Consider the following 23,714-nt stretch of genomic DNA (forward strand, 5'->3'; position numbering starts at 1 on the left):
AAAAAAGAGCGGGCTATCTTTTCGATAACCTGCTCTTTTTTTGATTTTTGGCCCTGCGCCTTAACTAAATGACATTGCCCGAGAGGGAGCCTTTTTCAATAAAAATAGTTTGAATCCAAGGCGCGCCAAAAAAAGGCGTGCTTTTTGCTGCACCCATTTGTTATTTTTTGGATTTAAATTAGGCTGCAGCAAAGGCAATGGGGATTTGAATGAATACAATAACTACGAGCATAGCTCAATAAAATCATAGAAGACAAGCCGGGGCTGCTTCGGCTGAGGAGGGGACGATCATGATTGATTGGAAGAAAAAAGTGGCGAGCCGGAAGTTCTGGGCGCTTCTCGCCGGTCTTGCAACTGCCGCGCTAACGGTTTTTGGTTACGCTAGTGATTCAGAAGTGACAGTGAAAATCGTCGGACTGATCGGCGCTTTCGGCTCAATCGCGATTTACATGCTGTCCGAAGCCTATGTAGACGGTCAGTCTACCAAGTCCGCAGGAACCAAGCCAGACGAGGTCACGAAGTCATAATTTCTAAGTGTCTGGAATTTTTCATGAATAGATCTTAGCCGTAGAAATGAAGTGTACCCCTTAGAATAAACATTTGCCAAAACCCTTCGAGGGATTTCGCAATGGTCTAAGGGGTACACTTTTAGAAGCGAATTTCGGGAACGATCTATCAGGAACTGATCCCTTTTCCTCCAAGGGGTTTTAATTCTATAGCTTCTACTCCATCGATTAAAGGTTTTGCACGTTGAATTGCAGCTTTTGTTTCCTCCAGAGAAAGGGACGCCTTGTGAGCTTCAGAGCTGCTCCATACCTCCGTTACCCATACCGCGTATGGATCCGTTTCAGGCGCACTAACGATGTATAGTTCACAGTCTTTTATAGACCGCAGGCCAGCGGCTGCTTCCAATAACATGTTAGCCAGCACATCCCTTTGACCGGGCTTGGCGGTGAATTTGGCTTGCATTCCATATTTATTCATATGTATCGGCTCCTTTACTATTTAGCTAGATTATATAAGACGTTATCCTTGTTTTAATAGTATTTCCACATGTACTGAATAAAATAAGAGATTTGGTCTTGGTTTTTATCCTCATGAAATAACAGAATGTACACTCAGGCTAAAAAAACTTGATTAATTACATAATGGATGATGCCAATCCCCACCGGAATAAGGATGGCTGCTCTTAAGCTGGTGCCACCCTGATCGTAGAATTCCGAAATACGCGTAGAATCGTCGGCATATGTCTCGCAGATTCGGATGATCTTCTTTTCCGCATATTTGAGATACATAGCATTGCCGAACATGCCAAACAAAATGGAAACTGTCCAGTTCATTATAATTACGGTCCAGGAGGATGGAATAAGATACTGAACGAGTATCGTAAAAATTGAATAGACGAAGCCTAACAGATACATTTTCCTATAAAACAACCAGAAGGAAGTCAGAAAAAATGCTGCCCAGTTCCAATGAACTTTTTTGTGCCTGGAATCAACAAAATAATTTTTCATGGTAAAGACTCTCAGATTTTCATCCGTAACGAATTGCTCTCTTTCACTCACAAGAAACACCTCCTCTTTACATTCCCCATCTGTTGGGAAAAATGATAATAGTACCCTTTTGACACCTCTATATTATACACTTTATAAAGCATAGAGGTTCATAGTCATGTATCCGCTTCCTTATTGACTTTGTCCAAAATAGTTGTTAGAGTTATAGCTAAGCGAACATAATTTCATGGAATGTTACCGAGAGGGCATAACCTGGACCGACTTGATTACACTACACGTGTATTCAATTTCGGCTCAGGTTTTTTCATTATCCGGCCCTGCCAATTTGGCAAATACTTAGCAAAGGAGTTTTTACCATGTCCAACAGTGTCTTTCCCAGTGATTTTCTATGGGGCGGAGCCATCGCCGCCAATCAGGCGGAAGGAGCTTATCTTGAAGGCGGCAAAGGGCTGACCATCGTTGATTTATTGCCTACGGGCGAGCACAGAAGAGCGATTATGAAGGGCAATGTTCCATCCTTCACCCCTCTGGAAGGGGAATTCTATCCTTCTCATAAAGCGATTGATTTCTATCATCGTTATAAAGAAGATATGGCCTTGTTTGCCGAAATGGGCTTTAAGGCCTTGCGTGTCTCGATCTCCTGGGCGCGTATTTTCCCAACTGGGGAAGATGAGACGCCGAATGAAGCAGGCCTGCAATTTTATGATGATCTGTTTGATGAAATGCTTAAGCACAATATTCAGCCTGTCGTCACCCTCGCCCATTTTGATGTACCGGTGCATCTGATTGAAAAATACGGCAGCTGGAGAAGCCGCAAGCTTGTCTATCTGTTCGAAACCTACTCCAAGACCGTCTTCAACCGGTATAAAGACAAGGTAAAATACTGGATGACCTTCAATGAAATCAATATGCTGCTGCATCTCCCGTTTCTCGGTGCGGGTCTCGTATTTAAAGAAGGGGACAATATCAAGGAAATTCAGTACCAGGCCGCACACCATCAGCTTGTTGCCAGCGCACTGGCCACGAAAGCGTGCCATGAGATCATTCCAGACGGAAAAATTGGCTGTATGCTCGCCGCAGGCAGCTTCTATCCGTATACATGCAATCCGGAAGATGTCTTCCAGGGGATGGAAAAGGATCGCGAGTCCTATTTCTTCATTGATGTACAGTCACGCGGGGAATACCCTGGGTATGCCAAACGTTTCTTCAAGGATCATAACCTCAACATCACCATGGAGCCGGAAGATGAAGCCATTCTGAAAAATCATACGGTGGATTATATTGGCTTCAGCTACTATTCAAGCCGGACGACAAGTACGGATCCGGAGGTCGTGAAGAACATGACCAGCGGCAACGTCTTCGGCTCCGTGGCCAACCCTTATCTGGACAAATCCGAGTGGGGATGGACGATCGATCCGAAGGGCTTCCGCATCACGGCCAACCAGCTGCATGACCGCTATCAAAAACCGCTGTTTGTGGTAGAGAACGGGCTTGGGGCTAACGATGAGGTTTCGCCTGATGGGGAAATCAATGATGACTACAGAATCGACTACCTGAAGCGGCATGTCGCTGAAATGGGCGAGGCCATCAAGGACGGCGTAGAGATTATCGGATACACCAGCTGGGGGCCGATCGATATCGTCAGCGCTTCCTCCGGTGAGATGAAAAAACGGTACGGATATATTTATGTGGACCGGGATAACGAAGGCAAAGGAACACTGGAAAGAAGAAAGAAAAAGAGCTTTAACTGGTACAAGAGTGTAATACAATCTAACGGTGCAAATCTCTAAGGCATGAACAGCACTTTCCAACAGCGGTGAAACTGTGAAAATGAAAACGGAAATCCTTGATTCAAAAGGGTTTTCGTTTTTATTTGCGTATGAATTGAAAGCGTTGACAGACACATGGACCCGCTATATACTTAACTTAGTTAACTGAAAATCATTAGGATTGTTACTGTGCGCAGGCAAAACCTAAGGTGCAAAATGTAAGATCAAGGGGTCTTATTTATTTTGTAATGCTTAGGTTTTTTGTGTGTTTATTTTGTGTGTTTATATAGAAAGAAAGCAGGGCATGATCATAGGATCGGCGACTCTTGCAGGGGCAAAAAACGGGGGCGAAAGATCGTGAAGATAGCAAAGGTCATTAACAACAATGTAATAAGCGTAAATCAGGAGGATGGCGCTGAGCTGGTCGTGATGGGACGAGGGCTTGCTTTTAAGAAAAAGCCTGGCGATGATGTGGAAGAAGACAAGATCGAAAAGGTCTTTGCTTTGAAAAATAAACAAACATCCGACAATTTCAAAATGCTTCTTCGCGAGGTGCCCATCGAGCTGGTCGTCGTTGTTGAAGAAATTATTGATTATACCAAGAACACTTTGGGTAAAAAGCTGAACGAGAATATTTATGTGTCCTTGACGGACCATATCAACTTTGCTATAGAAAGACAACAGCAGGGGCTGGAAATCAAAAATGCCTTGCTGTGGGAAATCAAGCAGTTATATAAAGAAGAATTTCAGGTCGGCAAGAAGGCACTTGAGCAGATTAATCAAAAATTTAATATCGAGCTGCCCGAGGATGAAGCCGGGTTTATTGCCATTCATATCATCAATGCGGAAATGAATGAAGAAGTCGTGAACACCATGAACATTACAAAGTTCATCCAGCAAATCATGACGATTGTGAAATATCATTTCAAGACTGAATTTGATGAAGACTCCTTAAGCTATTTCCGCTTTATCACACACTTGAAGTTTTTTGCCCAGCGCATTTTTAAAGGGACACATTATGATAATAATTATGACTATTTATATAAGATTATCAAAGAGAAGCATCCGGATGCCGCGGAATGCACGGAGAAAATCAAAAAGTTCGTCAAAAAGGAATACAACCACGAGCTGACGAACGAAGAAATGCTCTATTTGACGATCCATCTCGAACGGGTGGTTAACAGATAACAGATTGGCAGATTCAAGATAAAATGGCTTTGGTGCTCGCTCTGCTGAAGCCATTTTTCTTGTAATTACAATGGATTGAGGTTGTATGTAGGGAAGGATGTATAAATTGAATTTTTTACAATATAATGTGTAAGCGCTTCATAAATTACTCGGGAGGTAAGACCATCATGTTGAAACGACTGAAAAAAGCCGCTAAAATGACCATGCTCTGCACACTGGCTGTTGGTACAACGTTTGCCTTCAGCACCGGTGCATGGGCCAAGGATGTAAAAAACCGGCCTGCGTCCTATCGGACAGTTGTGGAGGTTGAGGACTGGGGACCGACCATTACGAAGGTAATCGTGGATTTGGGAAAGCCGGTACCTAAAAATGCAATAACCTGGGATACGTTTAAGGTTCATGTGAAACGAAGCGACAGCAGATTGGCAGATCCTTTTCTAGAGGAGGGGGAACGCAAGGTCACGAAGGCTTATGTTGCGGACAAAGACGGCAATCCCGTAAAGCAAACCGGTAGATACGCCGTGCTGGAAATGGAAATCGGGCCGGCGTTAACGCTGGGCTCAGCCATAAATTATGACTCTGCGGGATCAGGCTTTAATGACTGGAACGACAACCAGTATACCATTACCCAGCAGAAAGCAATTAAAACCGGCGCTGGCACGATTTCCGGTTTGACCGTGAACACATCCGCCGGAGAGGTAAGAGGGCTTGTTGATGAATTCACAACAGGCACAGCCGCTTTTAACGGGGTTACTTTAACCTATGCCGATTATGCCCCGGCAAAAGACAAAGGGAAAAATCCTTTGATCATCTGGCTGCATGGCATGGGAGAGGGGGGGATTGACCCGACGATTGCGATTGCCGGAAACAAAGCCGTCAATTTTGCCTCCAGGGACATTCAATCCTATTTTGGCGGAGCTTACGTACTGGCACCTCAGACACCAACTTACTGGATGGACGGTTTTACAGGCTTTGGGGACGGTACCTCTAAGTATGAGGAAGCGCTGATGGCCCTGATCAAGGATTATGTGGCCAAGAACAAGGATATTGATACGAACCGGATATACATTGGCGGAGACTCCAACGGCGGGTATATGACCATGCTGATGATGCGTGATTATAAGGATTATTTTGCCGGAGCCATGGCCGTGTGCGAGGCCTTGAAGGATACCCTCATTACGGATGAACAAATTCGTGTAATGAAGGATCTGCCGATCTGGTTTGTGGCGGCCAAAACCGATACCGTGGTTCCGCCCAACGAGTATGCGGTTCCAACTTACAACCGTCTGATCGATGCCGGAGCGAAGGACGTTCATCTATCTTTATTCGATAACGTAGTAGATACTTCCGGTTTGTACAAGAATAGCGACGGAACACCGTATGAATACACTGGCCACAGCTCCTGGATTTACGTATATAATAACGAGGTTTCCAACGTAATTAACGGAAAAACAACAACAATTATGGAGTGGCTGGCCTCCAAGTCATTGGATAAGCAATAACCGAATGGGAGGCAAAATGCCGCCGTAGGTACTGGCCGAGAATAGGGGGATTTACTCTGTTCTCGGCCTTTTTTTGCTTTTAAGTAGGGATACGCACGATGCAGGCGCAATGGAGCGTCAATACCGGGTATTTCCCGATTACGGCGGCCACGTATGATGACGTGCTCAAGTAGGATTTGTACGGACCATTTAGACGGTTGTTCTAAAATGCACTTGCAGGCAATTATTGTATTGCTGCGCACTATGAACGTGTCTATAATAGAGCACAGCAGATGAATTTTTGTACTGAACGGTCAGTTCAAAAAAGGAGGTCGTATGAAAAAACAGACGCAGGAGCTCATCTTCAACGGAGCGCTCAAAGCTTTCTCGGAGCGGGGCTACAATGAAACCAATATGGAAGAAATTGCGCGGGTGTGCGGAATTGCCAAGGGAACGCTGTATTACAATTTTAAAAATAAACAGGAGCTGTACATTTATATTCTCAAAATGGGGATGGAGCAGTTCGTCTGCCGCATTCGAGAGGTGATGGACCCGATTCCGCGGGAGCATGTGATTGAGCGGGTCGAGCAGCTGATCAAAGTGCATTATGATTTTACGCGTGAAGAACAGGATTTCTGCCGCCTGCTGACCAGCAAGGGATGGGTGTCGCAGGATCAGCATTTTGATATCAGGCAGGTGCTTGCGAATTATTTCCAATTTATGGAGGGGGAGATTGATTCGGGCAAAGGGCAGGGGTACATCTCGCCGACGCTGGATACGCAGACAACAGCGAACTGCCTCTTCGGCTTGTTTATTTTCATGCCGATGCGGGTGATTGTCTGGGGCGATACCAGCAATCTTCCCGAGGTCCGCAGCACGGTTAAAGAGTTTATTTATAATGCTTTGGGGCTGAAGGTCCCCAATAAATCATGGAGTGATGAATTATGAAGCTAAAAAACGCTTCTGTATACGGAATAATGATCATCCTGATTGCGGCTGTCATTTACGGACTGCTGGCATTTCAGCGCGGCGGAGAAACCTCCGGAGCGGAGAAAGGGAGCGGCAGCTCCTCACCGACGGCCTATGTGGAATCCGATGTGATCAACGCCAGCTTTAAAACGGCAGGGAGGGTTGCCGAGCTGTTGGTAGACGAGGGAGATCAGGTGAAGAAGGGCCAGGTGATTGCCCGTCTGGAGAGCAAGGAGCTGCAGGACAAGGTGAAGCAGGCGGAAGCAGCGCTTCAGGCGGCCAAAGCCAATGTAGGGCAGGCGAAAGCCGGCGTGTCGCAGGCCCAGGCTTCCGTCAGTGCGGCTGAGGCCAAGAAGAGCCAGGGCAGCGAGGCCGTCAAGGTCACGTCCGAGACGGCAACAAGCAAGATCGCGCAGGCCCAGGCAGCCGCTGATGCAGCGAAGGCGAAATGGGAGGCGTTAAAGGCTGGCGCGCGCCCCCAGGAAATTCAGCAGGCTGAGATTAATATGAAGGCGGCCAAAGATGCTTATGATCTGGCAGCAAAACAGCAGGAGCGTACCCGCGAGCTGTTTGCCGCCGGAGCGGCTTCACAGGCAGCGCTGGATCAGGCGAATCTGGATAAAGAGCAGGCCCGGGCGAAATATGAAGCGGCTGAGAAGCAGGTTGAACTGGCCAAGGCAGGCAGCCGTGAAGAAGAGATTGCGGCTGCCAAAGCCCAGTATGAGCAGGCGCTTGCCGCCGTGAAGGAAGCTCAGGCCGGAGCGGGCCAGGTTGCGCTGCAGCAGCAGGACGTGAAGGCTGCCCAGGCTTCCGTACAGCAGGCGCATTCGGCAGTGGAGCAGGCGCAGTCCACGGTGACGGCGGCCAAATCGCAGGTGGCGCAGGCGGAAGCGGCGCTGGAGGAAGCGCGCACCTATTTGAGCTATACGGAGCTGAAGGCTCCGGCTGAAGGTATCATTAGCTCCAAATCCTTAAATGTCGGAGAGCTGGCCAGCGCAGGCTTCACGGTATATTCCATAGAAACGGCTTCCCAACGCTGGGCCAAATTTTATGTGCCGGAAACGGAATTGCATGGATTAAAGGCCGGAGATCAGGTGACGCTTAAGCTTCTCGCCGATAACAGCCAGTTCAAAGGCAAGGTCAAGGTCGTTGACGCGGCTGCCGACTTTGCGGTGCAAAAGCCGAGCCAAAGCTCCGGGGACATGGATATTCGTTCCTTTGGGGTAAAGGTGGAACTGGCTGGACTGCCTGCTTCCGTTCCTACTGGGTCAACAGTCTTTCTGCTGGATAAAGGGGCGCAGGCGAATGAATGACCACCTCTCAATCCGCACCGTAATCCGTGAGGAATGGCGTGAAATTGTCAAAGACCGCAGGCTGCTGATGGTCCTGATTATTACACCTGTGATTTATGCGGTCATGTTTGGCTTTCTGTATGCCAACCAGCGGATTACGGAAATGCCTGTAACGGTGTATGACGGCGATAATTCGCAGCTCAGCCGGCAGATTATTCAGGCCTTTGATGCTACGGACACTTTTAACGTCGTACTGCAAACGCGCAATGAGGAGGATGCCGTGCGGCAGGTTGAGGCGGGGGAAGCCAAGGTCGGGCTGATTATTCCCAATAATTTTTCGACACGGCTTAAGCATGGTGAAAATATCCCCGTCATGACACTCATTGACGGCAGCAACATGATGTACTCGAACAGTGCGAGCCGGATTGCCAATCAGGTGATCAGCAGCATCAGCGCGGGGGTATCGACGAAAACTCTGGAAATGAAGGGTTTTAACGAGGAGCAGGCTTCATCCACGTTCAGCGCGATTCCCTTCCGTTCACGTGTGCTGTTCAATCCGACCTATGACTATAAGCTGTTTATGCCGCTTGGGGTGTTATCGGCTGCGCTGCAGCAGTGTCTGCTGCTTGGCATTGCCTTATCCTGTACGAGAGATAAGGAGCGGGGAACCTGGATGCAATATTCCGGCTGGCGGTTTACACCGTGGAAGCTGGCTCTGGCCAAGCTTGTCCCCTATTACCTTGCAGGCACGCTGAATGTGGTTACGGTATTTGGTCTGAGCGCGCTGGTGTTCGACATACCGTTCAAGGGTCAATTGCTGCCGTTCGTGCTCGTATCACTGTTGTTTAATTTTGCTTTGTGCGGACTGGGCTTTCTGTTCAGTATGGTCTCGAAAACACGAGTGGACGCCACGCAAACGCTGATGCTGTTCGCGGTCCCGGCCTTTATGCTTTCAGGCTATACATGGCCGCTGGAAGCGATGCCTTCCTTTTTAAGGGGGGTGGCTCATATTTTGCCGCTGACTTATTATCTGGATGCGGTCAGAAGCATTACATTAAAAGGCCTGGACATGGCATATATCATGAAGGATATTTTGGCCCTCGGCCTGATCGGACTGGTCTGCCTGCTTCTTTCCTTCATCGTCTTTCCTCTGCAGTTCCGGAAGGCTCGTGAAACGGAGGTTGCAGGAGAGCAGGCAGTTGTAAAAGGATAATTGGATCATAAAAATTCCCCGGAGCGGTGAAACTTCGGGGAATTTTTTTAACGAATATATTAAGATTGCAAGTCTTCTATGGAATTGACGTCAACGTAAGCTGGAACGACAAGTCCAGAAGAGACTCCGGTCATGCTTGTACCCACATCAATAATATCATCTTTATACTGTGCGTAATAATCAGCGTGGGTGAGGGGCAGCCAGGCTGCTGCGCTCGCATCTACATCGCCGGTAGCGACACCGATCCACATCGGTCCGGGCTCTACCTGCAGAGCCGTGACTTTATAACCCAAATTATTTTCAAGCACATATTTCAAAACGTTCGTGCTGGCAATCTCCGAATCCCAGGCTGCGTAGCTTAACTTAAATGCATCTCCGTTCACAGGCTGTAGGCCCTGGGTCCATTCCTTCACCTTTTCAGGATGGGCATCAGCCCATTCCTTCGCTGCCTGTTCAGGTGGTGTACCCTCCTGGATCGCAATCATGACTTCGCCCATGTCCTCAGCAGTCCATTTGAACCGGCTAAGGAATTCATAGGCAACAGGATGGTCTTCCTTCAGCCCTTTGCGGCCGATGGTGTGAATCTCTTCCGGATCACCGTACGATTTCTTCGGGTCCTTAAGATACTTCAGGTCGTATTTATTGAACATCCAATGTGGTGACCAGCCTGTAACAACAATCGGCTCCTTCTTCTTGATGGCGTCATCCAGCGCCGCGGTCATAGCGGCAGGAGAACCCTCAATCAGTGTCCAATCTGACAAATTGTAATCTTTCATAGCGTTTGCGGTCAGCCTCATCAAGCCCGCACCCGGATCGGTGCCGACTATCTTGTAACTGACTTCCTTGCCGAGATCCCCGGCGGTAGCAGTATCCGCCGTTGCTCCGTCTTTCAAGTCCTCAATGGATTTAATGTTCATGTAGGCAGGAACAACAAGTCCGGTTTTCACGCCCGTCATATTCGGTCCCAGATCATCCAGTTTATCCTTGTACTCGGCCCAATAATCGGCATGGGTCAGAGGCAGCCAGGCGGCAGGGGAGGCGTCTACATCGCCGTTTGCCACTCCGGTCCACATCGGTCCGGCTTCCACTTGGAGCGCCTCCACCTTGTAGCCCAGCTCATGCTCAAGCACATATTTGAGCAGATTTGTGCTGGCAATCTCCGAATCCCAAGCCACATAACTCAGCTTGAGGGGTTCGCCGTTGACCGGCTGCAGCCCCTTCGTCCACTCGGCAACCTTATCGGTATGCTTGGTTGCCCAGTCCTGTGCCGCCTGCTCAGGGCTTGCGCCCTCTTGTATGGCCGTCATCATTTCACCCATATCCTCCGAGGTCCAGGCAAACCTGTCGAGAAATTCATAGGCGGTCGGATGATCGGCCTTGAGTCCTTTGCGGGCGATGGTATGGATTTCCTCAGCTTCCCCGTAGGTCTTCTTCGGGTCTTCCAAATATTTGAGATCATATTTATTGAACATCCAGTGTGGTGTCCAGCCTGTAATGATGATCGGCTCCTTGTTTTTGACAGCTTTGTCGAGGGAGGCGGTCATCGCTGCCCCGGAGCCTTCAACCAGTGTCCAGTTGGTCAAGTCATAATCCTTGATCGCTTGCGCGGTAGATTTCATAATGCCTGCACCGGCATCGATCCCGATAATCTGATGGTCCACCTCGTCTCCAACGGCATTCGGCGCAGGAGCTTGCGTGCCTTTCAGATCTTCAATGGAATTGATATTCATATAGGCGGGAACCACAAGTCCGGTTTTTACACCCGTCATGTTCGGTCCCAGGTCATCCAGTTTATCCTTGTACTCGGCCCAGTAATCGGCATGAGTCAGCGGCAGCCAGGCAGCAGGGGAAGCATCCACAGTACCGCTAGCTACGCCGGTCCACATCGGTCCGGCTTCGACCTGCAGCGCCTCCACCTTATAGCCAAGGTCGTGCTCAAGCACATATTTGAGCAGGTTCGTGCTGGCAATCTCCGAATCCCAGGCCACATAGCTCAGTTTGATCGTGTCGCCGTTGACCGGCTGCAGGCCCTTCGTCCATTCGTCAATCTTGTCGGCGTGCTTGGCCGCCCAATCCTTTGCTGCCTGCTCGGGGCTTGTGCCATCCTGAATGGCGATCATCATTTCGCCCATTTCATCGGAGGTCCAGGCGAAGCGGTCCAGGAATTCATAGGCGGTTGGATGATCTGCCTTCAGCCCTTTGCGGGCGATGGTATGAATCTCCTCGGCTTCGCCATAGGTTTTCTTCGGATCCTCCAAATATTTGAGATCATATTTGTTGAACATCCAGTGTGGTGTCCAGCCTGTCACGATAATCGGCTCATGATTTTTGACAGCCTTGTCGAGAGTTGCGGTCATGGCAGCGCCCGAGCCTTCGACAAGTGTCCAGTCGGTTAAGCCATAATCCTTGATGGCCTGTGCAGTCGATTTCATAATGCCTGCGCCGGCATCGATTCCGATAATTTGGTATCCGACCTCTTCACCTACGGTTGAAGCTGATTGGCCGCCGTTGGCAGAGGTGCCGGATCTGTCAATATACTGAGTAAATCCGAGAGCAAGAATGAGCACGGTGGCAGCAGCGGCGATCCAGGCTTTTTGCTTGCCTTTTACCCGGCTCTTGCCACGCTTCCCGGGCTTGAACAGATTTTGCGTAAAACGGTCAAGCACGATCGCCAGCACCACAACGGCCAGGCCGGCTTCAAAACCTTTACCGATCTGCAGTTGGGTTACGGCGCGGTATACTTCCGCACCGATGCCCTGTGCGCCGATCATAGACGCGATAACTACCATGGACAGGGACAGCATGATCGTCTGATTGATGCCCGCCATCAGGGTAGGCATTGCCAGCGGAAGCTGTACTTTGAACAGCTTCTGGCCTGATGTGGAGCCGAAAGCGTCAGCAGCTTCCACAAGCTCGCCGGATACCTGCTGAATCCCCAGGTTCGTCATGCGGATCGTTGGCGGTATGGCGAAAATAACGGAAGCGATCACGCCGGGAACGACACCCAGACTGAAGAAGGTTACCGCAGGAAGCAGGTATACAAAGGCAGGCATCGTCTGCATGAAATCAAGCAGAGGGGTAATGATGCGCGAAGCGGTTCTGCTGTAGGCACACCATATTCCAAGCGGAACACCCAGAATGATGGAGATTAACGCGGAGGTAATGACAAGCCCCAGTGTATTCATCGTCTGGGTCCAGTAGCCCAGATTATCAATCAGCAGGAAGCCGATGACTGTAAACAGCGTAAGCGGCAGCCTTCCGATCAGGTAGGCGATAATCCCTACAATCAGGATAAAGAGCAGCGGATGAGGCATCAGGAACAGTCCTGCAAAGAACCCGACCACGCTTTGAATTACGGTTGAGATGACGTTGAACAATCCGCCAAGATGGAGACCCATCCAATCGACGATGGCCTGAATCCATTCAGCGAGCGGTATTTTCGGCAGCATCGGCATTCACCTCCTTGATGGATACTTCTCCGGCAAGCGCGCCGAGCACTGCGCCGCGCACAATAACCCCTTGAAGTCTGCCGTTGTTATCGACAACAGCGAGAGGCACTTTGGCTGAGCTTGTAATTTCAAACAAATCATTCATGACGGTATCCGGCGGCACCTGCGGGCCATCCGTAATCAGAATGTCGTTCAGCTTTTTATTTTCCTTAAGGGCAGCCGATGTATCCTCGGCTGTAATGACGCCCAGCAATTTCTTGGAACGGTCTATAACAAACAGATTGGAAATCCCACGTTCACGCATGAGCTCCAGGGCCACCCGCGGTCCGCGGTCAAGTGTAATCGTCTCGGGTCTGCGCATGACGTGGGCGGCTGTCAGCACCTTGGACAGGTCCACGTCCTCCACGAAGCGTTCTACATAGGAGTTGGCGGGCTGAATCATAATTTCTTCCGGTGTGCCGATTTGCACAACAGCCCCGTCCTTCATCAGAGCGATTCGGTCACCAATCCGCAGCGCTTCGTCCAGGTCGTGGGTAATGAAGATAATCGTCTTCTTCATCTTATCCTGCAGCTCCAGCAGTTCGTCCTGCATATCCCGGCGAATCAGCGGATCGAGCGCACTGAAGGCTTCGTCCATCAGCAGAATTTCAGGATCGTTCGCAAGAGCGCGGGCCAGACCGACACGCTGCTGCATGCCGCCGCTCAGCTCATCTGGCATTTTATCGGCCCAGGTCTTAAGTCCGACCAGTTCAAGCGCCTGACGGGCCTTTTCTTCACGCTCGGCTTTATCCACCTTCTGAATCTCCAGCCCGTATTCCACGTTTTCGAGCACTGTGCGGTGCGGGAACAATGCGAATTTCTGGAAAACCATGCTGATCGTTTTGCGTCGCACCTGGCGGAGCTGCTCCTTGCTCATTTTGCGCAAATCCTTATCATGAACGAGAATTTCCCCGGAGGTCGGCTCGATCAGACGGTTGAACATCCGTACCAGCGTCGATTTTCCACTGCCGGACAAGCCCATGATGACAAAAATTTCACCCTGCTGGATTTGCATATTGGCCCGGTTCACGCCAACAGTGATTTGCTTTTCCTTGGCAATCCGTTCCTTGGTCCAACCTTTTTCGAGGAGAGCAACGCCCTGCTCCGCTCGCGGACCGAACAGCTTACTGACATTCTTTACTTCCAAAATGGTCATGTAATCCACCTTTCTCTCTATCTTTCGCTTTCCATTAACCCCACGGTGCTTGTAGAGGCTGTTCAAAAAGTCATCTTTTGATCACGAAGTAAGTCGGGATGCAGATTCGACATCGAATCTTGAATTCAGCCGGGACTTCCGGTGCTCACGTACCCCAAGTACGCTCCGCTCCTCAGTCCCTAGCTTCATTCAACCTTCTCGGTGCTGAAAACCAGACTTTTTGAACACACACTTGTATGGCGATTGACACAAGTCAATGGATTGTACACGGTCAGCGTTTGGACTTGGCTGACAACGTAAACAATTGTAACAGAGCATTTGTGAATTTATCAAACGAAAATTCTGTTCGTAAGGAACGTACAGGAAAAACTGTACAAACCAATGCTGTATAATTCTCCAGTATCCTTTAGGATGCTCAATAGTCCGCTTCTTTACAACAGAATCAGCTTTTTTTAAAATAGACAAAGATTTAAACTTACAACGGATGATACTGCGCTAATATAAGCAGCCGCTCCCGTCTAAGATATGAACAGGAGGTTGCAAGCATGAGCTTGGACCATTTGGATGAAAAACAGCAGGAATCCCTGCAGAAAATAAGGAAAAGAGTCATAGAAGCGATCGGAAAAAATATGGATTTATACGGAGTGACGCTTTCCACGGGGCATTTGTACGGCCTGCTTTTTTTTGCCGATAGACCGATGACGCTTGATGATATGGGCCGTGAAATGGAAATGAGCAAAACAAGCATGAGCACCAGCATGCGCACGCTGCTGGATCTGAAAATGGTGAACAAGGTATGGACCAAGGGCTCGCGCAAGGATTTATATGAGGTGGAGTTTGACTGGTATCAGACCTTTACCGATTATTTTGCCATCAAGTGGCGCAAAGCGGTGGAAATGAATTTGCAGATACTGCGGAAGGCGATATCGGAAGTAGACAAGCTGCTGATGGATGAGGAGGCGAGCGGGACTGTGAAAGAGGTGCTGCTGCGGGACCGCGGCAAAATGAAGCAGGCCGAATCGTATTATAAATGGCTGGACCGTCTCATTGATGCGATGGAGGATGAGAAGATTTACGAGCTGGTTCCGAAGGAAGAAAATGATAAAATAGAGGCAGAGGACAAAAAATAGATAAGGCATGGTGCTTGCCCTGGAAAAAGGGAGGAGCATCGTCATGCTTATTTGCGAGGGAGAGATTCGGGTGGTGAACATACGGGTCAGTACGAAGAATGGCGAGCTTCAGGGAATAGAAGAGGAAGGTATTTTTTCCTGGAAGGGCATACCTTTTGCGCAGCCGCCGGTCGGACCGCTCCGATTCCGCGCTCCCCAGCCTCCGCAATCCTGGGAGGGGATCAGGGACGCTTCGCAGTTTGGTCCGGTTTGTCCCCAACCGGAGCGGTCGGCTGAAGGCATCTTTGGATCAAGGGCGGGACAGCCTGCTCCATCGGAGGACTGTCTCTATTTGAACGTTTGGGCACCAAAGACGGATGCTCCATGTCCCGTTATGGTATGGATTCATGGAGGCGCCTTCGTTACAGGCTCCGGAAGCATGTCCCTTTATGATGGAACGAAGCTTGCAAAAAACGGTGTGGTGATCGTCGCCATTAACTATCGTCTGGGTCCGTTCGGATTTCTGCATCTCTCGCCTTTTGGAGCAGAGCTGGCCTCCAATGCGGGACTGCTGGATCAGATTGCGGCGCTGCAATGGGTTCGGGATAACATCAGGGCATTCGGCGGCGATCCGGACAATGTGACGATATTCGGCGAATCGGCGGGCGCCATGAGTATAGCGGCACTGCTGGCGATGCCGGCTGCCAAAGGCTTATTTCACAAGGCCGTGCTGCAAAGCGGAGCATCCCAGACGCTCAGCCCGGCTCACGCCTCAGGTATTGCGGCTGCATTGCTGCACGAGCTGGGAGTGGCCGCATCCAACAGAGATCGGCTGTTCGAATTGCCTACCGAGGCAATAGCCGCAGCTACGCACAAATTGTATGAGAAATTCGGTTCCTCCGGGGTTGCAATGCTCTTTCAGCCGGTGGTGGACGGAAATACATTGCCGGAGGAGCCGCAGAAAGCCATTGAACACGGAGCAGCTAAAGATGTGGCGGTCATGATCGGCACAAACCGTGACGAAGGCGCATACTTCGTGAGGGGACCCGAGCATTTGCTCAGCGCCGAGGCTGCTGCGAAGGCCATTCAGGCGATGACAGGGCTGCCCAATGCTGCGGAGCTTTCCGGCCGGTATCCCGTTAGCGTGGAAGGGCAGGCACAGCTGATGACAGACCTGTACTTCTGGCGCTCGGCTGTACGATACGCTTCAGCTCAGGCAAGCCACGGCCCTGTATGGATGTACCGGTTTGACTGGTGCCTGCCGGGACATCCGTTCCTCGGCAAGTCGGTGCATGGGGCCGAGATTGCGTTTGTATTTAATAACCTGCAGCTGTTGAAGGAGCTGAACATCACGCTGACGGGCGAGGTGGAGCGCCTTTCCCGCTTGATGCAGGAAGCTTGGGTGTCCTTTGCACGCAGCGGTAATCCTTCCACCCCGGAGCTGGACTGGCCTGCGTATGATCCGAATGAACGGGCTACCGTCATTTTCAACTGTGATACTGCGGTAGTCCGGGACCCGGATGCAGAGAAGCGAAGTCTCTTCATTGCTATAGTGAACAATTGAATCCGCTTGTCGGTAAGAAAGCGCAAGAAGACCTCTTCCAATAAACAATCATGGAAGAGGTCTCTTTTATAAATGAAACTAGATCGTAAAACGCCTGACCATCTGCTGCAGGCTTTCCGCCATATGCGCAAGCTCCTGGGTGGAGGAAGAGATCTCTTCCATCGCGGCCATCTGCTCCTCTGCGGCAGCCGATGTCGTCTGTGCGCTTTCTGCCGACTGCTTGGACATGTTGGCCAGCTCGGTGACGGTAGCGGATACCTCCTGTGTGCTTGCCGAAATTTGTTCAGCAGCAGCGGATACCGTCTGGATCTGGTCCACAATATGAGCAGTGGAGCGTTCGATGCTGTTGAACGCAGTCTGCGCTTCTTCGCTGACCCGCAGGCCTTCGCTGACCTGACTGCGCACCTCCGTGTTCATTTGATGGGTCGACCGTTCGATTAACTCCACCATCTGTCCGATGATTGTGCTGATTTCACTTGCAGTATGCTTGGATTGCTCCGAGAGCTTGCGGACTTCCTCGGCTACAACGGCAAATCCGCGGCCTGCTTCGCCTGCTCTCGACGCTTCAATAGAGGCGTTAAGCGAGAGCAGGTTCGTCTGCTTGGCGATGTCGGCAATGGCGTCATTCATTTCCCGCGCATGATCCGAAAGCCTGGACAGCTCATTGATGGAATTGCCTGTTTCATGCACGGCCTGTAAAATACGGTCCATTTGGCTGCGCACTGTAGTGATTCGGCGGCTTCCGTTGGTTACGTCCTCTTCTGTCCGGGATGCGGAGTCCACGATGGCTGTCGCGGATTCGGCAATGGAGCTGACGCCCCGTGCCATTTCTTCCACGGCAAAGGCGGTTTGCTCTGAGGACTCGGCACTGGCTAATGCCGTTTCTGCCGCTTCTTGCACCGTTTCCGCTACAGACTGAACGGACAGGGTGGTCTGCTCGGTGCTCTCCTTAATAACTTCAGCCGAAGAAGTCAAATGGCTTGAGGTTTGATTGACCTCCGTCACCATCGCATGCAGGGATTTCGTCATCTGATCAAAATCGCGGGCGAGCTCGCCGAATTCATCATTTCTCTGCAATTGGATCCGTTCTGTCAGGTTGCCTTCACTGATGACCTTGGTTCCTCTTTGCAATCTGCCCAGCGGAACCATTATGCTGCGGAGCGTGAAGAAAATAATTACCGCCGCTGCGACAATGGATACGACAATGACAATAAGGCTGTTGATCAAAATCGGCTTGACCGCCTGGTCATAATCCCGGCTGTCATAGATGCCGTAGATATTCCAGCCCGTCAGCGGCTGATTGGCAGAAAAGATATCTGCCTTTTGACCGAGGAAGCTGCTGCCATCAGCCACTCCAATTCCGTCTTTTGTTTTGATTGCAGGCAGTCCTTCCAGCACATCTCCCGGCTTTTTCTTGCTGTTGATATATGCAGGGCCGGCACCCGCTACGATCAGATTTTCATCGTTGGTGATCATCAATCCGCCGTGCTCGCCGATTTTGATATCCTTCAAATTGTCCGTAAGGGTCTGCAGGCTGAGATTCAAGGTGAGCGCACCTTTGCCGTCAGGCAAGGATTTGGAAATCGTGACGACCAGATTGCCGGTAGAAGCGCTGGTCGTAGGTTTGCTGATAAAAATGTCTCCGTTCAGCTTCATGCCTTCCTTGTACCAGTCTCTCTCGCGCGGATCATAAGCCGGATCGTCCTGGGCCGGTGATTTGACATAACGGCCATCTTCAATTCCGATAATGACTCCATCAAGCTTGGAGTACGTGGCCATCATATGATCCAGCGTCTGCTGAACCTGTTCCGGATGATCGGTGACATCCTCTGATGAGAGCACATTCACAAACATGTTCAGAGTGTTGATAACCGGCTGCACATATTCCGTAATATTGGAATCGATCAATCCGATATTGGTCGTTACTGAATCGGAAATGTTGCCGCGCAGCTCGTTACTGGCACTTCTGTACGAGAAGTAACCGATGAGCAGGCTGGGAATAAGGAGTACGATCAAGAATGAAGCGATCAGTTTTGTTCTCATTAAACCCATTTGTCTCCTGAACCTGGCGAATAAGCTTTTGGAATGAATATTGTCCATACATGTACTCCTATTTCAAATTTAACTGCTGTTATGTTATTCGACCAAATTCGAGTTAAATTAAAGAGCTTCCGGACCTAGTCCAGATGGGAAAAGAAGCCAAAATTTCCGGAGAAATTCTGGCTTCTTTTCATTGTTAAGATTTTGCGGGATATCAGGCATCGCGGCTTTCAAAGCCCACCTGATATAATTTGCGCGGTCTTCCTCTCAGCATCGGTGCTTCCTCGCCGATCACTTTGGCGATTCCCTGCTCCTCCAGGCTGGTCAGAATGCGCCTTGCGTTGCGCTGCGTCATTTTCAGCCATTCGGCAACATCATTGGCCGAGATTGCGTTCATACCGGAGTTTTTCTGGACGGAAATGATTTTGTTGAAGGTGCTGACGGTTACTCCTGCCTGCTTGAGCTTGTCGCTTAGCTCCGAATCTGTAACGCGGTAGTTAAAGCCGATCTCATGATTGGCTTTAAGCGGACCCTCGATATTGCCATTGTCATCCACCAGAAAGCTGGAAAAACCGCCAAATGCTTCGGCATGATTCAAGGCAAGCAGCGCGTTTTTTTCGGCAACTGTGGCCGAATCCCCATACCCGATGCCGATATTGGAGGCCAGGTCCGTAATAAGCGACAGCTGCGAGAGCAGAGGCAGGCCCTGCCCACCTTGTTGCTCCAAAGATCCCCTGGTGGAAAATACGGTATATCTGCCTATGCCTGATGACATGAAAAACCCGGAAACCGTCTCGGCAAAATCGAGCACCGTATTTTGAATTTTCAAATCAAGGCGGTGCAGCTCGTAGGATACGGCTTCCTTGGCGGCCAGGCTCTCAATTTCGTCGATTTTGATCATCAGGATGGCGATCTGGGATTGACGGTACGTTTGCTTTTCCCAAAGCTCATAGGCGGAGCGGATGGTCTGCCGGATATTGTCCTTGGTGGCTGTAATCCGGTATGCCGGGATCCCATGTGCCCGCAGCCTCTGATACACGGACAGGATGCCGGTTGCACAAATATTGACTTTGCCGGCAGTGTACAGCTCCGTATGAAACGTAAAAATCTCTTCCGCGGAGGTGTCGCCTGATCTCGGATACAGGTACATCTGCTCCGTTGAAATTCCCAGCTCCTGATACATCTCCACAAACTGCTGCCGGAAGATGCTGTCTATGCTGATCCGTTCAATGTCCTGCTTGTCCTTGTAGCTGATTTCGAGCAGAACCTTGGTGATGCTTCCATCGCTGAATTTCGGATAAAAGAACATCTGCGTATGATGATAATTTTGGGATAGCACATACGGCGTATATCCGGAACAAATCCAGAAATGAACCGCATGCTGATGCTTTTCAATTATAGCGGGAATTTCTCCCGAATCCTCATATATAAAAGGAACCAAGTCCATTCTGGCTTCGAAATCCATGCCGATTTCCCTGATTTTCTGCACGGAATCTTTCGGTCCCAGCAGTCCGACTCTTGCTTTCACAGGTCTAGCCTCCACAATCTCATTTCCTCAACCATACAATAGGAATTGTCGGGAAAGCAAACCATATTTCCGAAATTCCTCAAGGCAAGAGTTTTTGACTGCAGGTGAAAAAACATGGATTGGCCGCACGTTTTGAATACAATACGTATGTTGAATTTATGTTAGCATATATGTCATATAAATTACATAATGGTGATGAATTTGCGTTTTTAACCAGGATCGCAAAAACATTTTTGTGTGAAATGCTGATTTTTTTCTAATTTTTTGAAAATTGGAGTCATTTTATCTTACGCAAAAAATGTTTTTTTATTGACAACACTTCACGGCCTGCCTATACTTTGTTTAAGGAATAGTTAAGGAATAATTCCTTATATATTTTGCTTCATCAACTCGTTTTCTAGCAAGGGAAAAGAAACCTGAGGGAGGGATTTGATGAGTAGAGAGATTGCATTTGCTGCAACGGGTGATGCTTTTATCACAAGAAGATTGCCCGTGCAGGATGAAGCTTTTGAGAGGCTGTCAACGATTCTCAAGCAAGCGAATGTCCGGTTTACGAATTTGGAAGTAACATTGCACCACCATGAAGGCACTCCGGCGGCGGTAAGCGGCGGAACCTGGGCTATGGGCCCGCCGGATGCGCTGTGTGATTTGAAGGCTTACGGATTTAATCTCATTGCATGGGCCAACAATCACACGCTGGATTACTCTTACGGCGGGCTTGAGGCTACAGAGAAATACTTGAACAAGCACGGTTTTGTCCATGCAGGCGCGGGAATGAATCTCGCAAGCGCATGTGAACCGCGCTATCTGGAGACGGCCGCCGGCCGGGTTGCCATCATATCCGCCACCTCGACCTGTCATGAATCCGCCATTGCCGGCGACCAGCGCCCCGATATGATCGGCAGGCCTGGTGTGAATCCCCTGGGTTACGAAACCATTCATAAAATTTCCCCTGACAAAATACAGCAGCTGAAATCCATCGCATCCATCATCAAAATCAACGCAGCACAGGAGCAGAGCATTAAAGAAGGCTTTAAATTGCCACGAAATGATGATTTGTATTCTTTTGGAAATTATCTTTTTAAGGAAGACGATCAAGAAGGCGTAACAAGCCGCCCTCACGCCGGTGATCTGAAGCGAATCATTGCGTCCATCAGGGAGGCGCAGCTGCAGGCTGAGCACATTATCGTCAGCATCCACGCGCACGAAATGAACGGTGAGCATAAAAACAAGCCGGCTGAATTTCTGGAAATCTTCGCAAGAAGCTGCATTGATGAGGGCGCACACGCCGTGATCGGGCATGGTCCTCACATCCTCAGAGGCATTGAAATCTACAAGAACAGGCCGATTTTCTACAGTCTGGGCAATTTTATTTTTCAAAACGATACCGTAACCCATCTGCCAGCCGACTTTTATGAAAAATACGGTTTGGGACATACGGAGCACGTTGGCGGAGCCCTGGAAAAACGCAGCCAGAACAACACCATCGGTTTTGGGGTCAATCCGAAAATTTGGCAAAGCGTGCTGCCAGTATGGAAGATGCGCGACGGCGAGTTGACGGAGCTCGTCCTGCATCCGGTTGAGCTGGGCTACGGCAAACCGCGCTACGAGCGGGGATGGCCTGAGCTTAGCGCGAATGGGCAAATTTTGGCCGAACTGGCGGAATTGTCGGCTCCCTATGGGACAAGCATCGAAATTGAGGGAGGCGCCGGACGCATCGGAATCGGCGGAACCGTGACCATGTAAGCGAAGTGCCGTATGAAATGGCGGAATTATTGGTTTTCAATCAACGGAGTGGAGGATGAGAAACGGATGAAAAATATCGGAATGCTGGTGACACTTCTGCTCATTACTGTACTGGCGGCAGGCTGCGGCGGGGGCACCGGTACGGCAGGCACCAATACAACGACAGATTCTTCGGCCGAGGTCGCGGCGGGCGGCACGGTGAAGATCGCGATGAGCGTGCAGCCGCCTACGCTGGATGCTCATCTGACCACTTCCTCGGACGCGATACTGGTGATGCGGAACATTTATGAGACGCTGGTGACGCAAAATGCCGATCAGCAGGCGGTGCCGATGCTTGCGGAATCCATAGAGGCCAGCGAGGACGGCCTGACATATACGTTCAAGCTCAGACAAGGCGTCAAGTTTCATAACGGCAAAGAAATGACCTCCGAGGACGTGGTGGCCTCCATGAACCGGTGGCTGGAAAAATCGTCGCGGGCAACCCTGCTGCTGATCGGATCGACATTCAAGGCCGCGGATGATTACACAGTAACCTTGACCCTCGCCGAGCCGGTGACGGACGTGCTCGACATTATGGCAGGCAAAGGGCAGTTCCCGGCGATCATGCCGTCGGAAATCATTACAGGGGCGGGGAAAGACGGAGTTGCCGAATATATCGGTACAGGGCCGTTTGCTTTTGACCAGTGGGCACAGGACCAATACATCCATCTCGTCAAATTTGCCGATTACAGCGTTGATAGCCGCGAGACAAGCGGGTTGTCCGGCAGCAAGACGGTTTATGTGGATGATGTCTACTATTATATTGTGACCGATTCCTCCACACGGCTTGCGGGCATTCAGACCGGGGAGTACGACATTGCCTCGAACATGCCGTTCGACAACTATGAGCAATTAAAGAGCATGCCGAACTTGACGACTCACGCCACGTTTGATTCCGGAACGCTGAATGTCGCTTATAACAAAAAGCAGGGATTGATGACAAACCCGAAGATTCGCGCAGCCATCAACACGGGAATCAACGCCAACGCTATCATGATGGCGAGCTTCGGCAGCGAGGATCTGTACAAGCTTGATCCCGGGTACATGAGCTTTGAACAGGCCGATTGGGCGACCGATGCCGGCAAGGAGTCCTTTAACCTTGGCGATGTGGAGAAGGCAAAGCAGATGCTGGCGGACGCCGGGTACAACGAGGAAGAGCTGATTTTATACGCAACCCGCGACTATGACCACCATTACAATTCGGCTGTCGTTCTGCAGCAGCAGCTTCAGGAGATGGGGCTTAACGTTAAGCTGGAAATTTACGACTGGCCGACGCTGACCGAACGGCGCTCCGATCCGGCGAACTGGGACCTTCTCATTGTAGGAACAGGTTATGTAACCACGCCGTCCCAGCTGCTGGTGGTCAACCCTGAATATGTCGGCTGGACGGACGATGAGAAGCTTTTTAAAATGCTGGCAGAGATCCGGGTCGCTCCTACCAAGGAAGAGGCCAAGCAGCTGTGGAGCGAGATGCAGGCTTATATGTGGAACGATTACCTGCCATATACGCTGTTCGGTCATTATGCCTCGATTGACGCCGTTTCAAATGGGCTGCAGGATCTGACCATGTTTCAGGGACCTGTGCTTTGGGGTGTGAAAAAGGCGGGTTAACCAATCC

General features: G+C 50.1%; 17 protein-coding genes. 11 read left to right on the forward strand and 6 right to left on the reverse strand.

Going from position 1 to position 23,714, the window contains the following annotated elements; genetic code table 11:
* The first annotated feature begins 290 nt into the window (after positions 1 to 290).
* Entirely contained in the window at positions 291 to 527 is a 237-nt protein-coding gene (locus ACI1P2_RS01850) for a hypothetical protein (RefSeq protein WP_355316322.1), read from the forward strand.
* A 148-nt stretch (positions 528 to 675) separates the two neighbouring features.
* Here the strand turns inward: ACI1P2_RS01850 and ACI1P2_RS01855 are convergent, their stop codons facing one another.
* Positions 676 to 984: a putative quinol monooxygenase gene (locus ACI1P2_RS01855; protein ID WP_355316324.1), complete on the reverse strand. Its 309-nt coding sequence runs from the start codon at positions 982 to 984 to the stop codon at positions 676 to 678.
* Between the two features lie 134 nt (positions 985 to 1,118).
* Entirely contained in the window at positions 1,119 to 1,565 is a 447-nt protein-coding gene (locus tag ACI1P2_RS01860; RefSeq protein ID WP_355316326.1) for a DUF2628 domain-containing protein, read from the reverse strand.
* Between the two features lie 305 nt (positions 1,566 to 1,870).
* Between ACI1P2_RS01860 and ascB the strand changes: the two genes are divergently transcribed.
* The 6 genes from ascB (at position 1,871) to ACI1P2_RS01890 (ending at position 9,426) form a co-directional block, all read left to right on the forward strand.
* A complete protein-coding gene (ascB, locus tag ACI1P2_RS01865; protein WP_355316328.1) occupies positions 1,871 to 3,304 on the forward strand; it encodes a 6-phospho-beta-glucosidase in 1,434 nt (477 codons plus the stop codon).
* Positions 3,305 to 3,640: 336 nt separating this feature from the next.
* Positions 3,641 to 4,471, forward strand: a complete 831-nt coding sequence (gene licT, locus ACI1P2_RS01870; RefSeq protein ID WP_355316330.1) for a BglG family transcription antiterminator LicT — start codon at positions 3,641 to 3,643, stop codon at positions 4,469 to 4,471.
* 167 nt (positions 4,472 to 4,638) lie between these two features.
* Positions 4,639 to 5,973 carry a prolyl oligopeptidase family serine peptidase gene (locus ACI1P2_RS01875; RefSeq protein WP_355316332.1) on the forward strand — a complete coding sequence of 445 codons (1,335 nt, stop codon included), beginning with the start codon at positions 4,639 to 4,641 and terminating at the stop codon, positions 5,971 to 5,973.
* Between the two features lie 315 nt (positions 5,974 to 6,288).
* On the forward strand, positions 6,289 to 6,900 hold the full coding sequence (locus ACI1P2_RS01880) for a TetR/AcrR family transcriptional regulator (protein ID WP_355316334.1): 612 nt from the start codon (positions 6,289 to 6,291) through the stop codon (positions 6,898 to 6,900).
* Complete coding sequence (locus ACI1P2_RS01885) at positions 6,897 to 8,234, forward strand: HlyD family secretion protein (RefSeq protein ID WP_355316336.1); 1,338 nt, start codon at positions 6,897 to 6,899, stop codon at positions 8,232 to 8,234. Before ACI1P2_RS01880 ends, ACI1P2_RS01885 begins: the two co-directional genes overlap by 4 nt.
* On the forward strand, positions 8,227 to 9,426 hold the full coding sequence (locus ACI1P2_RS01890; protein ID WP_355316338.1) for an ABC transporter permease: 1,200 nt from the start codon (positions 8,227 to 8,229) through the stop codon (positions 9,424 to 9,426). The genes ACI1P2_RS01885 and ACI1P2_RS01890 overlap by 8 nt, the downstream gene beginning before the upstream one ends.
* A 59-nt stretch (positions 9,427 to 9,485) precedes the next feature.
* On the opposite strand, the gene ACI1P2_RS01895 is transcribed toward ACI1P2_RS01890, so the two are convergent.
* Positions 9,486 to 12,875 carry a glycine betaine ABC transporter substrate-binding protein gene (locus tag ACI1P2_RS01895; protein ID WP_355316340.1) on the reverse strand — a complete coding sequence of 1,130 codons (3,390 nt, stop codon included), beginning with the start codon at positions 12,873 to 12,875 and terminating at the stop codon, positions 9,486 to 9,488.
* The gene (locus ACI1P2_RS01900) at positions 12,850 to 14,070 is read right to left on the reverse strand and encodes a quaternary amine ABC transporter ATP-binding protein (RefSeq protein WP_355316342.1); all 1,221 of its coding nucleotides are present in this window, start codon (positions 14,068 to 14,070) and stop codon (positions 12,850 to 12,852) included. The genes ACI1P2_RS01895 and ACI1P2_RS01900 overlap by 26 nt, the downstream gene beginning before the upstream one ends.
* A gap of 545 nt (positions 14,071 to 14,615) precedes the next feature.
* Here ACI1P2_RS01900 and ACI1P2_RS01905 point away from each other — a divergent pair.
* Together ACI1P2_RS01905 and ACI1P2_RS01910 are read left to right on the forward strand one after the other, a co-directional pair.
* Positions 14,616 to 15,200, forward strand: a complete 585-nt coding sequence (locus ACI1P2_RS01905; protein WP_355316343.1) for a GbsR/MarR family transcriptional regulator — start codon at positions 14,616 to 14,618, stop codon at positions 15,198 to 15,200.
* Positions 15,201 to 15,270: 70 nt separating this feature from the next.
* Positions 15,271 to 16,743: a carboxylesterase/lipase family protein gene (locus ACI1P2_RS01910; RefSeq protein ID WP_355316877.1), complete on the forward strand. Its 1,473-nt coding sequence runs from the start codon at positions 15,271 to 15,273 to the stop codon at positions 16,741 to 16,743.
* 78 nt (positions 16,744 to 16,821) lie between these two features.
* Here ACI1P2_RS01910 and ACI1P2_RS01915 read toward each other — a convergent pair whose 3' ends face one another.
* Positions 16,822 to 18,786 carry a methyl-accepting chemotaxis protein gene (locus ACI1P2_RS01915; RefSeq protein WP_355316345.1) on the reverse strand — a complete coding sequence of 655 codons (1,965 nt, stop codon included), beginning with the start codon at positions 18,784 to 18,786 and terminating at the stop codon, positions 16,822 to 16,824.
* Positions 18,787 to 18,997: 211 nt separating this feature from the next.
* Positions 18,998 to 20,311, reverse strand: coding sequence for a helix-turn-helix domain-containing protein (locus ACI1P2_RS01920; protein WP_355316347.1), 1,314 nt, complete (start codon positions 20,309 to 20,311; stop codon positions 18,998 to 19,000).
* Between the two features lie 432 nt (positions 20,312 to 20,743).
* Here ACI1P2_RS01920 and ACI1P2_RS01925 point away from each other — a divergent pair, with 432 nt between their 5' ends.
* Together ACI1P2_RS01925 and ACI1P2_RS01930 are read left to right on the forward strand one after the other, a co-directional pair.
* Positions 20,744 to 22,057, forward strand: coding sequence for a CapA family protein (locus ACI1P2_RS01925; protein ID WP_355316349.1), 1,314 nt, complete (start codon positions 20,744 to 20,746; stop codon positions 22,055 to 22,057).
* A 66-nt stretch (positions 22,058 to 22,123) separates the two neighbouring features.
* Positions 22,124 to 23,707: an ABC transporter substrate-binding protein gene (locus tag ACI1P2_RS01930; RefSeq protein WP_408976111.1), complete on the forward strand. Its 1,584-nt coding sequence runs from the start codon at positions 22,124 to 22,126 to the stop codon at positions 23,705 to 23,707.
* Positions 23,708 to 23,714 lie beyond the last annotated feature (7 nt).

This window comes from Paenibacillus jiangxiensis (assembly GCF_046098255.1).
GTDB classification, from domain to species: Bacteria; Bacillota; Bacilli; order Paenibacillales; family Paenibacillaceae; genus Paenibacillus; species Paenibacillus jiagnxiensis.

What these genes read in the sequence shown, in the direction of transcription:
- ACI1P2_RS01905 (WP_355316343.1), top strand. Translation starts at nt 14,616, where the DNA reads ATGAGCTTGGACCATTTGGATGAAAAACAGCAGGAATCCCTGCAGAAA.
- ACI1P2_RS01890 (WP_355316338.1), top strand. Translation starts at nt 8,227, where the DNA reads ATGAATGACCACCTCTCAATCCGCACCGTAATCCGTGAGGAATGGCGT.
- ACI1P2_RS01925 (WP_355316349.1), top strand. Translation starts at nt 20,744, where the DNA reads ATGAGTAGAGAGATTGCATTTGCTGCAACGGGTGATGCTTTTATCACA.
- ACI1P2_RS01915 (WP_355316345.1), bottom strand. Translation starts at nt 18,786, where the DNA reads ATGAGAACAAAACTGATCGCTTCATTCTTGATCGTACTCCTTATTCCC.
- ACI1P2_RS01855 (WP_355316324.1), bottom strand. Translation starts at nt 984, where the DNA reads ATGAATAAATATGGAATGCAAGCCAAATTCACCGCCAAGCCCGGTCAA.
- ACI1P2_RS01930 (WP_408976111.1), top strand. Translation starts at nt 22,124, where the DNA reads ATGAAAAATATCGGAATGCTGGTGACACTTCTGCTCATTACTGTACTG.
- ACI1P2_RS01895 (WP_355316340.1), bottom strand. Translation starts at nt 12,875, where the DNA reads ATGCTGCCGAAAATACCGCTCGCTGAATGGATTCAGGCCATCGTCGAT.
- ascB (WP_355316328.1), top strand. Translation starts at nt 1,871, where the DNA reads ATGTCCAACAGTGTCTTTCCCAGTGATTTTCTATGGGGCGGAGCCATC.
- ACI1P2_RS01900 (WP_355316342.1), bottom strand. Translation starts at nt 14,070, where the DNA reads ATGACCATTTTGGAAGTAAAGAATGTCAGTAAGCTGTTCGGTCCGCGA.
- ACI1P2_RS01880 (WP_355316334.1), top strand. Translation starts at nt 6,289, where the DNA reads ATGAAAAAACAGACGCAGGAGCTCATCTTCAACGGAGCGCTCAAAGCT.
- ACI1P2_RS01885 (WP_355316336.1), top strand. Translation starts at nt 6,897, where the DNA reads ATGAAGCTAAAAAACGCTTCTGTATACGGAATAATGATCATCCTGATT.
- ACI1P2_RS01875 (WP_355316332.1), top strand. Translation starts at nt 4,639, where the DNA reads ATGTTGAAACGACTGAAAAAAGCCGCTAAAATGACCATGCTCTGCACA.
- ACI1P2_RS01850 (WP_355316322.1), top strand. Translation starts at nt 291, where the DNA reads ATGATTGATTGGAAGAAAAAAGTGGCGAGCCGGAAGTTCTGGGCGCTT.